Annotated in this window: 8 protein-coding genes; 2 read left to right on the top strand and 6 right to left on the bottom strand. The window is 38.8% G+C overall.

The annotated features are described in order from the left end of the window. Positions 1-54: 54 nt before the first annotated feature. From I6F66_RS01595 to I6F66_RS01585, 3 genes are all read right to left on the bottom strand, one after another. A complete protein-coding gene (locus I6F66_RS01595) occupies positions 55-1,905 on the bottom strand; it encodes a glycoside hydrolase family 13 protein (protein ID WP_165740482.1) in 1,851 nt (616 codons plus the stop codon). Between the two features lie 2 nt (positions 1,906-1,907). Further along, a complete protein-coding gene (locus I6F66_RS01590; protein ID WP_197208533.1) occupies positions 1,908-3,398 on the bottom strand; it encodes a tryptophan halogenase family protein in 1,491 nt (496 codons plus the stop codon). Between the two features lie 109 nt (positions 3,399-3,507). Then, positions 3,508-6,291 carry a TonB-dependent receptor gene (locus I6F66_RS01585; RefSeq protein ID WP_165740487.1) on the bottom strand — a complete coding sequence of 928 codons (2,784 nt, stop codon included), beginning with the start codon at positions 6,289-6,291 and terminating at the stop codon, positions 3,508-3,510. Between the two features lie 661 nt (positions 6,292-6,952). Between I6F66_RS01585 and I6F66_RS01580 the strand changes: the two genes are divergently transcribed. Next, positions 6,953-8,575 carry an alpha-glucosidase family protein gene (locus I6F66_RS01580; protein ID WP_165727403.1) on the top strand — a complete coding sequence of 541 codons (1,623 nt, stop codon included), beginning with the start codon at positions 6,953-6,955 and terminating at the stop codon, positions 8,573-8,575. Between the two features lie 92 nt (positions 8,576-8,667). On the opposite strand, the gene I6F66_RS01575 is transcribed toward I6F66_RS01580, so the two are convergent. Further along, the gene (locus I6F66_RS01575) at positions 8,668-9,213 is read right to left on the bottom strand and encodes a TIGR00645 family protein (protein ID WP_165741611.1); all 546 of its coding nucleotides are present in this window, start codon (positions 9,211-9,213) and stop codon (positions 8,668-8,670) included. A 239-nt stretch (positions 9,214-9,452) separates the two neighbouring features. Here I6F66_RS01575 and I6F66_RS01570 point away from each other — a divergent pair, with 239 nt between their 5' ends. Beyond that, positions 9,453-9,695 carry a hypothetical protein gene (locus tag I6F66_RS01570; protein WP_007582596.1) on the top strand — a complete coding sequence of 81 codons (243 nt, stop codon included), beginning with the start codon at positions 9,453-9,455 and terminating at the stop codon, positions 9,693-9,695. Positions 9,696-10,011: 316 nt separating this feature from the next. Here the strand turns inward: I6F66_RS01570 and topA are convergent, their stop codons facing one another. Next, entirely contained in the window at positions 10,012-12,720 is a 2,709-nt protein-coding gene (topA, locus tag I6F66_RS01565; RefSeq protein ID WP_165727402.1) for a type I DNA topoisomerase, read from the bottom strand. Between the two features lie 248 nt (positions 12,721-12,968). Then, entirely contained in the window at positions 12,969-16,292 is a 3,324-nt protein-coding gene (locus I6F66_RS01560; RefSeq protein WP_165741797.1) for a hypothetical protein, read from the bottom strand. Positions 16,293-16,309 lie beyond the last annotated feature (17 nt).

The raw sequence follows: 16,309 nt of genomic DNA, 5'->3' as shown, positions 1-16,309 counted from the left end.
CTAAAGATAACTGCAGCAAGCATACAGTTGCTGCATACGTATTCACTTAAACATTCACGGCGTATTAATCACTAATACCGTAGCAGCCATTGGCTCTAAGTTAATACTGTTAGTTAGTTTAAAAGTGTGTTGTGTGAATAATGCCTGCGCATTGGCATTTTTTGGTATGGCTTCTTGCATGTAATCAAGATTATGCTTTTGTTTTACTTTGTTTTTATTCATAAAAACTAATACTGTTTGCGTATCACTAACGCGAGCATAACTATAAACACCATTATTCGGACTGAAATGAACGAGCTTACCCTTTGCAAGCGCCGGGCTTTGCTTTCTAAAGTTAAGTAGCGTGCTTATAGTTTCGTGCATATCGCGCTGATCTTTACTTAACCCGACTCCAGTAAACGCATTAGCGTTTTGATTTTTGAACCCACCAGGAAAATCAATGCGTATATCACCATGATCTTTACTCGGCGTATTATCCAATAATATTTCGGTTCCATAATATATTTGAGCAATGCCGCGCGTTGTTAAAAACAAAGTCATCGCCATTTTAGTTTTAGCTAAGTCTTGCCCAAGCTCCGTATATACACGGCTCATATCGTGGTTATCAGCAAACACCATAATGTTATTGGTGTCTGGGTATAAAAAATCGTTAGCTAATGACTGATATACTTTAACCCAGCCTGTGCTCCAACTTTCATCTTCATTTAAAGCTCGAATTACCGCCTCTTGCAACGAAAAGTCCATCACACTGGGTAAGCTTGACACATACCCATCTTGATTTACTTTACCGCGCTGCCAATACGACGCTATTGCAGGGTTTGAAGTCCACTCCTCACCAACAATATTAAAGTGTGGGTATTCGTCCATAATGGCTTTTGTCCAATCACTTAAAAATGCTTTGTCTGAGTAAGAGTAAGTATCAACACGAATACCACTCAAATCCGCGTATTCAATCCACCAAATAGCATTTTGAATTAAATATTCACTTAATAATGGTTGGCGCTGATTTAAATCAGGCATGCTAGCAACAAACCAACCATCGCTAAATTGGCGTTTATCGTAGTTGCTAGCGTGCGGGTCTTGAATTGTTTGGCGCGCATGGCTTGTCGCATTTTTACCATTTTTAAATTCGCCATTAAAGTTAATCCAATCTTGGGTGGGTTTGTCTTTAACCCAAACATGTTCAGAGCCAAAATGATTAAGTACCATATCCATAACAAGGCCTATGCCTTGCTCTTTTGCTTTTACAGATAACGTTTTGTACAACTGGTTTGAACCCATACGTGGATCAACGTTATAAAAGTCTGTGATCGCGTAACCATGATAAGAATAATCTGGCATGTTGTTTTCAAGTACTGGCGTTAGCCAAAGCTGTGTCACGCCTAAATTATTTAAATACGGTAATGCGTTAATAACACCTTGAATATCCCCTCCATGTCGCCCGCCTTTAAAGCCTGGATTTGCAGCTTCTAGCATGCTTTTAACGGTGTCATTTGTGGAGTCGCCATTTACAAAGCGATCTGGGTTAATTAAATATAAAGCATCTGCACTTGTGAAACCTTGGCGTTGCGCGCTATTTTTATCTCGAGTAAATAAAGGAAACTCAAAGCTATGCGCTGTATTAGTGCTGTTAAACTTGAGCGTTCCTGCTTTGGCGTTATCGCTAATATTTAAATGAAGGAAAGCATAATTAGGGTTGTCGGTACGTGTTACGTTATTAAGTTCAACCCCTTTATACTTATCTAATTTAAATTCTTCGTTAGCTATATTTTGCTCATGCACGAGTACTGTAATGTTATTTTTATTCATTCCGACCCACCAATTGGCCGGCTCTACATTAAGTGCATAACTAAAGCTTGGTAAGCTACATGCGCTTACTAGTAAAAGTGTGTTTAAAAATCGCATTATTAAACCTTTTTAATACTGGCTAAAAAATCTTGATGAGTTGGTAGCTGCGCAACTGTTGAGTTTATCAATGTTTTTAAGGTAGAAAATAAATCGCTCAGTTGCTCATCACTTAACGAATCCACAATACTATTGTAGTCATCAGGGATAAGCCCTTGCCCTATCATTACTTGCTGCCAAGCAACCTCAGCAAATAGCTCGTCGTCTTCGCGTACTACCTTGCCTGTTTGCTTAAATAAATTCATTTTTTGGCTCAGGGAGTTAGGTATATCCATTTGCCTACATTGGCGCCAAAATGAGGAGTCTTCTCGCTCGGTGAGTTTATAATGCAAAATAATAAAATCACGTATGTGCTCTAATTCAATAACGCTTTGTTTATTAAACTCCGTTACTAACGCATCGCTAATACCGTTGTGTGGAAATAGCTTAATTAAACGCGTAACCGCAGTTTGAATTAAATGAATACTGGTTGACTCTAGCGGCTCTAAAAAACCACTTGAGAGGCCAACCGACACCACATTTTTATGCCATTGCTTTAAACGCCGACCTGTTTTGAATTTTATAATACGGGGCTCTGTAATTGGCTCAGCGGGTAAGCTTTTTAGCAGTAACTGCTTAGCATCATCATCTGACAAGTATCTACTGCAATAAACAAGGCCATTACCAATACGATTTTGCAGTGGTATTTGCCATTGCCAACCAGCACTATGTGCAATAGATCGCGTATAGGGCTTAAGCTCATGAGTACTTTTTGTTTGTACGGCTACTGCACTATCGCATGGTAAGTAATGAGACCAATCAATAAAACCTGTATTTAGTGTTTGTTCAATTAATAGTGCACGCAGCCCGGTGCAATCTATAAATAAATCCCCACTAATTTGACTGTCGTTATCAAGTGCTAGGCTTTTAACATTGCCTGTATCGCATTGTTCAACATGGCTTATTTTTGCATCTATGTGTTTAACACCGCGCGATATAGCCAACTTTTTTAAGTATTCAGCGTAAAGCGTCGCATCAAAATGATATGCGTAACTCAGCCCAGGTAGTTGGGTATTAGGAATGGTATTTAAAGGGGCAAATTTATGCTGTTTAGCCGCTTGGTAATTGAGTGAAAAATCCCATAGTTCGTCTTCGCACCCCGTAACTTGGCCTTTTAACCAAAAATTATAAAAATCACAAAAAGGAAAGTCTTTACCAAACGAGCCAAACGCATGCATGTAGCTATGCCCTGGCGTTTTCCAATTTTCGAACTCAATACCTAATTTTATTGAAGCATTAGTGGCATTAATAAAATCTTGCTCGTTTATACCCAGCGCGTTATTAAGTTTAACAATCGGCGGTATAGTGGCTTCGCCAACCCCCACGGACCCAATAGACGATGATTCTATCAATGTGATATTAATTACTTTACCTAACACTTTATTAAGCAAGGCTGCTGTTATCCAACCTGCGGTACCACCGCCTGCAATTACCACGTGTTTTATTGGTTTCATATTATTATCCACGTTTTATTAAATTTAAGTACGGTTAAAAAGTTAGGTAAACTAGCTATAAAAAAGCCCCTGTAACACAAATTACAAGGGCTTCTACACACAGTTTTTATTATAGCTTGTAGCTAAAGCCTAACAAGTAAGTACGCCCGTAATCTTGGTAATCACGTACTTGTAGAGCATTATCGCCTGAAAGCGACGTAAACGGTTCCTCTGTCAAGTTTTGTACTTGAAACTGAATTGATAAACCTTCAAGGCTTTCAATGCCGGCCTCAGAGAAGTCATAACCTGCTTGAACATCCCAAATAGTTTCACCTAAAATATCAACTTGTTCAGTGTTAAAACCTAAACCATATACATCACCTTTAAAGGCACTGCGTTTGCGCATACTGGTACGTAATTGCATACCATGCATTTCGTAGTAAACTGTTAAGCTTTGAATTTTATCCGAAAGACCTGGTAGCTCGTAATCGTTACCGTTTTGATCTTCAATATCAGACTCAATACCAGTATGGCTGGCAATTAAACCAAAACCTTCAAGAGATGGATGGAATATTTTAAATGGTAACGCCAGTGAAAGCTCGTAACCATATAAATCGCCACCGCCGCCATTTATTTTACCGCTGCCTGTACCTGATGATGTTGCAGGAACTTCACCTGTTGAAGGGTCAGCTACGCCTGACATATCAATTGCATACGTGCCGTCAAAAATCCACTGAGTTAAATCTTTATAGAAAAACGCAGCAGAGAAGTAACCTTCATCGCTAAAGTAATTCTCGTAAGTAAAATCGTAGCCGGTTGCTTCTTTAGGTTCTAAATTTGGGTTACCACCCGATACAGACCAATAGTTGCCATTTTCATCAGGTGTTTGATTATATGAAGCATTAACTGATGAATTCATTTCATCTAAGCGTGCACGAGAAATTGTTTTAGCAGCACCAAAACGTATCGTTTGTTGCTCATCAATCGCAAGTGACAAGTTTAAGCTAGGTAATACGTGCGAGTAATCATGACTTATGTTTGTAGGTGATGTAACAACCACACCATCAACAGTACTAAATGCATTACCTTGTGATGATTGATCAGTTTGTACATAACGCACGCCCACGTTACCCGTTAATGCAAGGCCACTTACTTCAGCATTAATATTAGCTTGAACAAATGCAGAAGTAATTTCTTCTTTTACAGTCCACGATTTAGTCGCATGACTTGTATTTGTTAAGCTCTCTGCCAGTAAGTCGTAATAACCGTCGTTAACTAAGCCATTTACGTCATAAGCAATCATATCGCCCATGCCTATAAAACCTAAATCAACACTTCCGTTACGGTACTGTTCTGGCACATTAAGCATGCCTGGGTTATTAAGCGAAAAGCTAGATAACGTCATAAAGTAACCTTCTGAATCTTTTGTTTTCTCACGTTCTTTGTAAGACATACCAAATTCAATAGAACTTATGTACTCGTTTTCTAATACCTTTGAAGCCGCTATTTTTAATGTTGATAGCTCATCTTCAATGGTCGGTGCATTAATAAAACCATCTTGCGCTTGGTTTTCATACTCAGTACCAGTTAAACCATATTTATCGTTAAGTGCAGAGCTTGCACCCCACGATAGCGGGCCACCTAACTGTATTAAACCATAATCGCTATAATCTAAGTCATGAGTAAAACTTGCGCCGGTATTTCCACCATTAAATGTATAACCTAAGTTATCTGCAACACCGCGAGCATCACCACGCCCTGTACCTGAATAGCTCTCAACACTCCAGATTTTACGGTCTACTTGTGAATAACTTGCATCAAACTCTACTGACCACGAATCGTCAATATCATATTTAGTATTAAAACCAAAAGCTGTAAGTTCAGCTTCGCGTTCTTCATAATCGTTTCGAACTACTACACGTTGGCCTTGTGTTACTGCACTTGTTATAAAGCCAGATGCTTCATCAACTACAACACTATTTGCATCAATACTACCTTGACCCCATGCAAATGGAACTTCAATACCGCGTAGAATTTTTTCATCTGTAAAATCTACATATAACGCATCAAACGTCATGTTTAATTTGTCAGTAGGGGCTGCTTCAAGTACTAGCATTGCCGAATCACGCTCAAGGGTTGATGAACGTACAAATGGTTTAGCGCCGCCTAAAATTGAATAATCGTTACCATTTTCGGTGAATTCTGGGTAGCCCCATGAATTCCAACGTTTTTCTTGATTTGGTGAACTCATTGTATTTAAAGCAAATGCAACGCCAATTGTATCGTCAGCAAACTGATCAATGTATGAGATAGTGCCTCGATAGCCGTCATCATTACCGTCTGGATTTAATTTACCAAAGCTGGTTTGCTCATACTGCCCATTTACTTGCACAACACGCTCGCCTTTACTTAAAGGGCGCACGGTTTGCATATTAATAACACCGGCAATACCTTCAGCATCAATACTTGCATTTGGCGTTTTATAAACGGTTACACCGCTCATTATTTCTGATGGATAAAGGTCAAACTCTACACCACGGTTATCACCAATCGATACCTGCTCACGACCGTTAAACGTTGTGCCACTTTCATTCTCGCCAAAACCACGAATAGAGACACGACTTGCTCGCCCGTCTAAGCGCTGAGCTGTTAAGCCTGGTAAACGTGCAATTGATTCAGCAATTGAAGAATCTGGCAATTTGCCAATGTCTTCAGCCGATATAGATTCTACAACCTGTGTAGAGAAGCGTTTTGTGTTAATAGACTCAACCACACTGCCACGAAAGCCTTTAACTTCGATAACTTCTACATCATCTTTTTTTATTGTATCTTCTTGAGCAGCCTGTGTAGCAAAGCTTGATAAGCCTGCAGCTGTTAATGCCAAAGTTAATATACTTGGTTTGAACATAGACATAATGTTTCCCGTTACCCATATTGTGATACCCGCGTTCAATGCTTAAGTGATAGTTAAACAAGGCGAGCTAATTTTGTTGTCAGGATGAATATTAACGCCAGATTTATTTTATTAACAACTTTATGCATACGTATTCAACAATCTCAATATAGCCTAACATTAACATACATTACACGAATATAATTTTAACCATATGATTTTATTAAAAATAAACAAAACAAAAAACACTGAAAGGGAATGATATATTAAATCTATTCTGTAGAAAACTAATAGCCTCCCTACTTGAATGTAAACAAGATGAAATTAATTAGCGCTGTTATATAACGTTTAAATAATTGCACACTCACTAAGTGTTAAATTGGTCAGACCATTTCTAGTAAAACCAAGGGTATATTTCCTTTATAGTACAAACTGTTAGGTGAAATTTAACTAAAATATGAATGAATAACATAATTGGTAAACATTAAACACACAAAACGAACACCGCTAAAGATGCGCTAAGCGCTTATTTTAAATAATTTTATTGCATTATTTTTAGTGCATACGTATGCAGACTTTTTACAGAATTACAGGCTTCACGTATGCTTTTTGAAAATAACGTGATTAATCGTAATCACAATAAAGAATAGTCTAAATACTGTGTGGAATGACGGAGAAAAGCATGACCCAAAAGCAGTGGTATAAAGGTGCGGTTATTTATCAAGTTTATCCGCGTAGCTTTCAAGATAGCAACAACGATGGTATTGGTGACTTAAAAGGGATTATTAATCGTATTGATTACATTAAAAGCTTAGGCGTTGATGCAATTTGGATTTCACCTTTTTTCAAATCGCCGATGAAAGACTTTGGCTACGATATTAGTGACTACCGTGACATTGACCCGCTTTTTGGTGATTTAAACGATTTTGATGAACTTATTAGCCAAGCCCACGATCGCAACATTAAAATTATAATTGACCAAGTACTAAGCCATACATCAGATCAACACCAATGGTTTACAGATAGCCGCGAAAATCAAAATAACGATAAAGCGGATTGGTATGTTTGGGCTGAAGCTAAAGATGACGGCACAGCACCTAATAATTGGCTGTCTATTTTTGGTGGTGGCGCGTGGCAGTGGGAACCTCGCCGTGGGCAATATTATTTGCATAACTTTTTAACCGAACAACCCGATTTAAACTTTCATAATCCTGACGTAAGACAAGCTGTACTTGATAACGTAGAGTTTTGGCTTAAAAAAGGCGTTGATGGCTTTAGATTAGATGCTATTAACTTTTGTTATCACGATGCACAACTTCGCGATAACCCAGCTAAACCAAAAGATAAGCGCCAGGGTCGTGGTTTTAGTGAAGATAACCCATACGCATTTCAGTATCATTACTACAACAACACTCAGCCAGAAAATATTGAGTTTATGCAAGACATTCGCACATTACTTAATAAATACCCAGGTACTGTATCGCTTGGCGAAATCTCATCAGAGGATTCATTGGCGACAATGGCGCAGTACACCCAAGGTGGCGATAAGCTGCACATGGGATATAGCTTTGAGCTCTTAACAAATGATTATTCAAGTGAATATATTAGAACTACGGTTCAAACTCTTGAACAACGTATGACTGAGGGTTGGCCGTGTTGGGCATTTAGCAACCATGATGTAGAGCGCGTAGCAAGTCGCTGGAGTGAAAATGGCGAAATAAACCCTCAGCAATGTAAAATGCTAACCGCCCTACTTGCTTCCCTTCGTGGCAGTGTATGTATGTACCAAGGTGAAGAATTAGGTTTAGGTGAGGCAAGTGTTGCCTTTGAAGACTTACAAGACCCATATGGCATAACATTTTGGCCTAATTTTAAAGGGCGTGATGGCTGTAGAACGCCAATGCCTTGGGAGCAAGCTGATTCACCTCATGCGGGTTTTAGTGACGTAAAACCTTGGCTACCTGTTGATGATGCACACAAACAGCAATCAGTCGCTGTGCAAACTAATGATAGCAACTCAATTTTAAACGCCTACCGTGAGTTTATGGCGTGGCGCAAGAGCCAAACTGTTTTACTTGAGGGTGATATTGAGTTTATTGAAACGCCTGAGCCTGTGCTTGCTTTTTATAGAACGCTTGGACCGCAAAAAATGCTGTGCATATTTAATCTAAACTCTCAACAAACAAGTATTGATATGCCAACATCAATCGTTAAAGAATACAATGAGCTTAGCCACCACAGCGCAAAATTAAGCCAAGACACACTTACGCTTGAGCCTTTCGCTTGCTTTTATGCAAAGTGTTAATGACATCAAGAATTACACTTAATATTACAGCTAAGTTCTAAACATAAAAAGCCCAAGTAAATTACTTGGGCTTTTTTGTGCATTTAATTTTTCTAATGACTTTGGGTTTTACTGTTTAAGTAGTCAGTTAAAGCAAATAAAACGCCTGACATTACAAACGTGACATGAATAGTCACTTTCCAAAGTAGCTCATCACTTGGATATGCGCCTGAGTTTATAAATACTTTTAATAACTCAACAGCAGAAATAGCGACTATCGCACTTATTAATTTCATCTTTAGACCTGAAAAACCAACCTTTCCCATCCAAGATGGTCTGTCTTCGTGATTATCAATATTAAGCTTAGAAACAAAGTTCTCGTAACCACTAAATGTAATGATCAGCAATAACCCCGCTAATAATGCTGTCTCAACTAAAGTTAGAATACCGACAAGTAACTCTTGATTGGTTGCTGTAAATGTCGCAATACCCATTAAATAAAGCTGCTTAAAAAACTTTATTAACAACAGTACAACTGCAAATAGTAAACCCACAAAAAATGGGGCTAGTAGCCAACGCCCTTTAAAAATAAAAGATTCTAATGCATGCTCTACTTTATTAGCTTGGCGTGGTTTTTTATTAGGGGTGTGTGATGACATTGATTTGTCTTTTAATTAAAAAAGCGACCTTAGCTTATAAACCACTGCAACACAATGCTGCGAAATCCTGACAAGTAAATTACTCATCCTCACGATAAAAAAATTTCGTTATCTTTTATTTCGTTTTCGTTTAAAAATCAGTATACCAACAGAGTTGTTCTGGATTGGGCACTACTGGTTTAAACCTAATCTTAAACTGGGTAAATCAGTCATCACACCATTTTTTTAGGAATAAACGAATGAAAAAAGCATTGCTAGCATTAATCGTAGCTCCACTATTTGCAGTATCTGCGACTTACGCGGTAGCAGACGATGCGCCAACAGCTTCAGCCGAAATGGTAAAAGAATACACAGAAATGTGTGTTAACTGGGCTAAAGATGATGACGTAAGCAATGAAGAGCTAAATGCCTACGTATTAAAATGCGTAAATGATGAGCTTGAATCTGAAGGCTATAAAAAAGTATCTTCTGTTAAGATTTAATCATACCAATTGCATTAAATTAATGTTCTATTATACCGCTAAGAAAATAGCTCAATAGCAAGTGAAATAGCATGACATATAGTTGTTTTATATGAATGTTTTTTAACGCAGTGAGTGGGTTATTTAGTGCAATATAATGACCATTTTTTAATAAAATTGGTATCTCCAATACGCTTAGTTGAATGTACTGCTAATAAAGCCGTTGCGAAAACATTCAACTAAGCACAAAAAAACCGGAATAGACACAAGCTGTGCGTTCCGGTTTTTTTATGGTTTTTTAAAACCTATAAAAAGTTATGAATAAGCGATAACGTGCTTATTCATCTTCTTTTTTAGCTTTCGCTTTAGGCTTTGCTTTAGCTGGTGCCTTTTTTGCAGCAGCTTTCTTTTTAGGTGCTGCCTTTTTCTTCGCTTCTTCTGTCCATTTACCTGCTTCATAATGAGCAGTCCAGCCAGTAGCTTTACCGTCAACTTCAGTCATAACATACTGAGCTTTATTTTTACGGCTATAGCGTACAACAGCAAGATTACCATCAGGATCTTTAGCAGGTGCATCTGCTAAGTAATAAAACTTAGGCGAAATACGGTCTCTAAAGCGTTTTAACTCTTCTACTTTAGGTGCACGTGTTTCACGAGACTTAGGAAAAGTATTTGCAGCTAAAAATATACCCGCGGCGCCATCACGTAATACAAAATACGCATCTGACTTTTCACATTCTAATTCAGTAATGTGAACAGGGTCTTCTTTTGGTGGAGCAGCTTCGCCACTTTTAAGTAGTTTACGTGTATTTTTACACTCGTCATTATTACAGCCAAAGTACTTACCAAAGCGACCAGATTTAAGCTCCATGTCAGAGCCACATTTATCACATTCGATAATTGGTCCGTCATAGCCTTTAATTTTAAAGGTACCTTCTTCAACTATATGCCCTTTACATGCTGGATTATTACCACACACATGTAATTTACGGGTTTCGTCAATTAGGTATGAATCCATTGCCGTTTCACAAATCGGGCAACGTTTCATCTGCATTAGCTTTTCAGTTTCTTCGTCTTCGACATCGGCTGCAACCGCTTCATCGCCCGACACTAAGTTCATTGTCGTTGTACAACGCTCTTTAGGTGGTAAGCTATAGCCAGTACACCCTAAGAAAACACCAGTTGATGCTGTGCGTATACCCATTTTTCGGCTACACGTAGGACATTCAATATCCGTTTCAACCATCTCGTTGAGACGCATACCGCCATTTTCTGGCTCATCTTTAGCGACAGTTAATTGCGTTGAAAAATCAGCATAAAATTTATCAAGAACTTCAGTCCATACTCGCTCGCCTTCAGCGATGTCATCTAAACGGCCTTCCATTTTTGCTGTAAAATCAAAATTCATTAAATCAGTGAAGTTTTCAACCAAACGATCGGTAACTATTTCACCCATTTTTTCAGCAAAGAAACGGCGATTTTCTACACGTACATAACCACGATCTTGAATCGTTGATATAATTGACGCATAAGTAGATGGACGACCAATACCGCGTTTTTCAAGCTCTTTTACTAAACTTGCTTCACTAAAGCGCGCTGGCGGTTTAGTAAAATGTTGCTTAGGATCAAGTTCGATTAAAGTAAGGACTTCACCTTCTTTAACAGCCGGTAGTGATTGATCTTCTTCGTTTTTCTTACGTATCGCAGGTTGTACTTTTGTCCAACCATCAAAGCGGAGCACACGGCCTTTCGCTTTAAGCTGGAAGTCGTTAGCTGCAACAGTTAGTGTTGTTAAATCGTATTCAGCAGGTACCATTTGGCACGCTACAAACTGACGCCAAATTAGCTCGTACAGTTTTTTAGCATCAGCATCTACACCTTCAACATGCCCAGATAACACGGTAACGCTTGAAGGACGTATTGCTTCATGCGCTTCTTGTGCATTACCTTTAGAGCTGTAGCTAATTGGATCTTTTGGTAAATATTTAGCACCAAACTCGTTTGTTACATACTCACGACACATTTCAACCGCGTCTTTTGAAAGATTAGTTGAATCGGTACGCATATACGTAATATAACCGCCTTCATACAAACGCTGAGCAAGCATCATGGTCTTTTTAACGCCATAACCTAAACGTGTACTTGCCGCTTGCTGCATGGTTGAAGTAATTAATGGCGCACTTGGGCGACTTTTACTTGGTTTTTCTTCAACGCTAATTACTTTATATTCTGCATTCTCAAGGCTTTTAACCGCTGCGCTAGCCTGAGCTTCATTTACAGGCTTAAATGGCTTTCCTGCTTGTTTGGCTACTTCTAAGCGTAACTCAGACTCAGTATTTTTAACGTCAGCGTGAATATCCCAAAATTCTTCTGGAATAAATGCTTTAATTTCACGTTCACGCTCTACTAATAAACGTACAGCAACAGACTGAACTCGTCCTGCAGAAAGTCCGCGGGCCACTTTAGCCCACAATAAAGGTGATACCATAAAGCCAACAACACGGTCTAAAAAGCGACGTGTTTGCTGAGCGTAAACCATATCAGTATTAAGCTCGCCAGGTGTTTCAAACGCTTGCTGTATTGCGTTTTTAGTAATTTCGTTAAAAACTACGCGCTTATATTTAGCAGGATCACCACCAATGATTTCTTGAAGGTGCCAAGCAATTGCTTCCCCTTCTCTATCCAAATCCGTTGCGAGATATATTTGGTCTGCATTTTCAGCCAGCTTTTGTAATTCTTGAACAACTTTTTCTTTACCAGGCAGTATTTCGTAATGCGGATCCCAGCCTTGGTTTGGGTCTATACCCATACGCGCGACTAAGTTTGTATAATCTCGTTGCTTTTTATACGCTGCTTTCTCTTCAGGTTCCATTTTACGAACTTCTGCTGGCGTTTTAGTTGCCGGCACTTTAGCTTTGCTCGAACCTGAAGTAGGTAAATCTCGTACATGCCCAATACTGGACTTTACGATGAAGTCATTACCTAAATATTTATTAATTGTTTTAGCCTTAGCAGGAGACTCTACAATTACTAGCGATTTGCCCATAGTTGCCTATTTCTAACCAAATATTGAAAATGTGTTTTGCCGACATAAGCGGCGCGAATATTTATAGGTATATCTACAAACACTAGTTGTTACAAGCTTTTAATACAAACTTTTCAGTATTTACTGAATAAACGAACAATTTTTGTCGTTAAATTAAACAAACTAGTGTTTTTAGATTAATTGATGTGGAATATATAGAACAGAAACAAAAATGCCAACCTAAAGGTTGGCATTTTTAAAATAAAGCCTTATTTACTATCGTAAATTTCGATTCCTTTGGAGACTGTTTTAGTGCCACCAGCCTGAGTAGTAAACTCAAATGTTATTGAAAGTACACCGTCAAATTTATCATTACCATCCGCTTCACGAGAAATACGAACATCTGAATACATTGGTTTATCCGTATTCGTACTTGGAATAATAGCGTTATTTTCGATAATAGATAAGTCGCCATTTGTAGAGGCTATAGATACAGTTGTACCCGCTGGTAGTGGATTACCAAACTCATCTGTGTAGTGAATACGAACTGTAATACCAGATAAGCCAACTTCCAATAGTTGAGGATCAGTTTCATCTGGATCCGTTTCATCATATTCAGGGTTATCTGCAAAAACATTTGATAAATCAACTGCTGATATATCACAACGCTCAGATACATCGGATGGCTCAAGTACTGCTGTAACTGAAACAGAGCAATCTGCTGGTACATAAACAGGATACGGTGCATCAAGAATATCCGTTGTTTTCAACACAGAAAAACGAACATATGGACTATCTCCAGACATAACCAATTCAATTTGTTTACGCACTTCAATTAGCTCTCGAGAACACTCACCTGCATTTTCAGCGGCTTCGCTACATAATAAGCCATTATATTTACCATCAGCAAAGTCATAAATACCGTCATTATCTAGGTCTCGCCATGTTTCATTATGACCACCTCGTGAAATTAACTCAGAACATTCATCCGTAGACGGGTCATAATTTGAAGCATCTGCATCACTACAGTTTGCTTTATCGAAGGCTGCATTTTCATTGTGATCTATAAATGCTTCAGGTAAATCGTAACTAGTATAATACTCACCAATATCAAACAAGCCATTGGTGCGTTTAACATCATCAGTGGTTTGCTCATCTACAAAGTTCTCTTGTCCTTTAGTGACAGCGAGAACACTTACACGTCCTCCCATAACAACGCCATCAGCATTATTTTTAGCGCGTGTAATACCATTTATACAAGGAGCTGCAATACCAAAATATGGGTCACAATTTATAATACCTGTTTTTGGATTAATACCTTCTGTAGTTGTTGCGTCCCCGTCAATATCGCCAATTCGGTTACCCCATTTGTAATCATAAAATGGACGGTCTCCTTGAGAGCGCCAGGTTACAACACAAGTAGCATCGTCAGTTTTACAAGTAACTTCATTGCTAGATGAGCCAATGACACCAGCTTCAGCTAAAATAGTTGCCTCTACACCGTCACCGTTATAATTATTAAATTGGTCACCAAAATATACCGTAATATCATTTAAAACACCGTTATAATTAAGTGAGTTAGTATTGAACGTATTTGGGCTTGCATCAAAACTGTTTTGGTCTGTTACGCCTGAAGCGAGCGTTAATTGAGCCGATACAGAACTTATCTGCTCGCTCAATGGTACTAAAGTAAGTGTTCCGTCTGGACAAATTTCATTGCTTGGTTCTGATGTACACAGTTCTACATCATCAACCCAACACGTTAAATCATCACCTTCAGGTAAATTATTAACATCTTCTTTAGAAATAAAACACGCTTTTACCACTAATGGACCAGGCACTATGCCAGATTCAACCGTTGTCTGAACAAAGCCTTCATTATTTGTATCACTTGTTCTAAGTGACAGTTTAGCTGCCCCCACTGAATCTGTTAACTTGAAATCAATACGTTGCTGCGTAGATGCAAGACCATCCGCATCTATTAGCTTAAATCTAACGATCGATTGAGTCGGGGCGCCGCCTTCACCTGGAGGTAATGCAATAAATGTTTCACTGACATCAACAAACTGTATTGATTGTACCGCTGATGTTTCCACAGGAATAATCGTAGTAGCAGTAAAGTTTTTACCGCCTGTCTCAACCGTGATATTAATATCATCGTCAATACTACAACCTGTAGCTCGGTATGTTGATGTTGCGATACCACTTGATGATTTTACTGATGCATCAATTACTGAGTCGCCGCTAATTACACACGTTGAGCTGAACTCAACATCTGTTGGAGTTAAGTATAAATTACCATCTTCATCTAAAAGTGTTACTTCAATAACTGTACTACCACCTGCTTTTAAAGGAATAACATTTCCTGAAGAATCTTTATTTAGCCCGTTATCAACCTCTAGGGTTAAATCAGCAATACCTACAGCAAAATTAGTTGAATTACTTTCACCTACAGACGTTACAGTAACAGTACCTGCGCCACCAGTATTACCAGGTTGCAATTTTAGTAAAGCAATACCAAAGTTATCAGTAAGGGCTGTCCCAGATGAAGGGAGAACAGAACCTAAATTTGTTGAAATATTAACTAGCGAATTTTTACTACCTTCACCACTTTGCTCATCAATGACTTCAACAAATAATTCACCTAGTTCTGATGAAGAGATAGTATTAGCTACCGTACAACCCGATGCTGCTTGTGTAGGGTCAAGTTTTACGCTAGAACGATTATCGTCCCAGCCTGCGTTACAGCCTGTTAAGAGCTTTACTGATATAGAGAATTGTGCCAGATCAACTGGTGCAGAATCACCTGATGAATAAAATACAGCTGTATTACTCACTTCTGTTGAGTTAGTAGGATTATAAGTTGCAACAACTTGACCTGCGCCTTTAAAACTACCACTAGAGAGAGTTACTTTTGCTTCACCCGCTGAGTTTGTAATTGCAGTTCCTAAGTCTGGCGTTATTTTACCTGTGAAGTTTGTAGTAAAAGTAACAAGCTGCTCGCTAAGTGCAACTCCATCATTTTTTAAAGTCGCTGTAACCGTGCCTAAGTTGTCAGTTGTAACCGGGTTTGTATCCGAATACTTAGCACCATTTTCATCGACAATATTTACTGTTAGAGTTGTTGACCCACTAACACCAGTATCATCACCCTGCCCACCGCTTGATTGAAAAGCAAAAGTACTTGTATAAGATTCACCATCGACTGTATAGGTAGCGGTTACTTCTCCAGCACCGGCTTGAGCACCGGCTGTAAGTTCAACCGTTGCAATACCATCGTTTTGAGTTAATGCACTTGATGGAGACAGTTCACCAATCTCATCTTCTAATGTAAACGTAATGCGCTTACCCGCAACAATTACACCGTCTTGAGTAAGAATTGCGCGTAAATCTAAAGAGGAGGTAGCGGTAACAGAATTTGACTCTGTTGCGTCTGTTTGAGAATACCCCTTTAATGAAACCGAGTATGTAGCAGCCTCTGTAGTGGAATCACCATCACTTATAGAACCGTCTTTTTCAAGTGACCCACCGCCACCACAGGCTGTGAGTAAAAAACTTAGCAATGAAATGCCGAGCAGTCGCATTAAAGGCATGAACCTCTCCCTAGCGT

This window comes from Pseudoalteromonas sp. NZS100_1, assembly GCF_015864285.1.
In the GTDB taxonomy this organism is placed as follows: Bacteria; Pseudomonadota; Gammaproteobacteria; order Enterobacterales; family Alteromonadaceae; genus Pseudoalteromonas; species Pseudoalteromonas arctica.
This window is presented reverse-complemented; position numbering and strand designations above follow the sequence as displayed.

What these genes read in the sequence shown, in the direction of transcription:
- I6F66_RS01595 (WP_165740482.1), bottom strand. Translation starts at nt 1,905, where the DNA reads ATGCGATTTTTAAACACACTTTTACTAGTAAGCGCATGTAGCTTACCA.
- I6F66_RS01590 (WP_197208533.1), bottom strand. Translation starts at nt 3,398, where the DNA reads ATGAAACCAATAAAACACGTGGTAATTGCAGGCGGTGGTACCGCAGGT.
- I6F66_RS01585 (WP_165740487.1), bottom strand. Translation starts at nt 6,291, where the DNA reads ATGTCTATGTTCAAACCAAGTATATTAACTTTGGCATTAACAGCTGCA.
- I6F66_RS01580 (WP_165727403.1), top strand. Translation starts at nt 6,953, where the DNA reads ATGACCCAAAAGCAGTGGTATAAAGGTGCGGTTATTTATCAAGTTTAT.
- I6F66_RS01575 (WP_165741611.1), bottom strand. Translation starts at nt 9,213, where the DNA reads ATGTCATCACACACCCCTAATAAAAAACCACGCCAAGCTAATAAAGTA.
- I6F66_RS01570 (WP_007582596.1), top strand. Translation starts at nt 9,453, where the DNA reads ATGAAAAAAGCATTGCTAGCATTAATCGTAGCTCCACTATTTGCAGTA.
- topA (WP_165727402.1), bottom strand. Translation starts at nt 12,720, where the DNA reads ATGGGCAAATCGCTAGTAATTGTAGAGTCTCCTGCTAAGGCTAAAACA.
- I6F66_RS01560 (WP_165741797.1), bottom strand. Translation starts at nt 16,292, where the DNA reads ATGCCTTTAATGCGACTGCTCGGCATTTCATTGCTAAGTTTTTTACTC.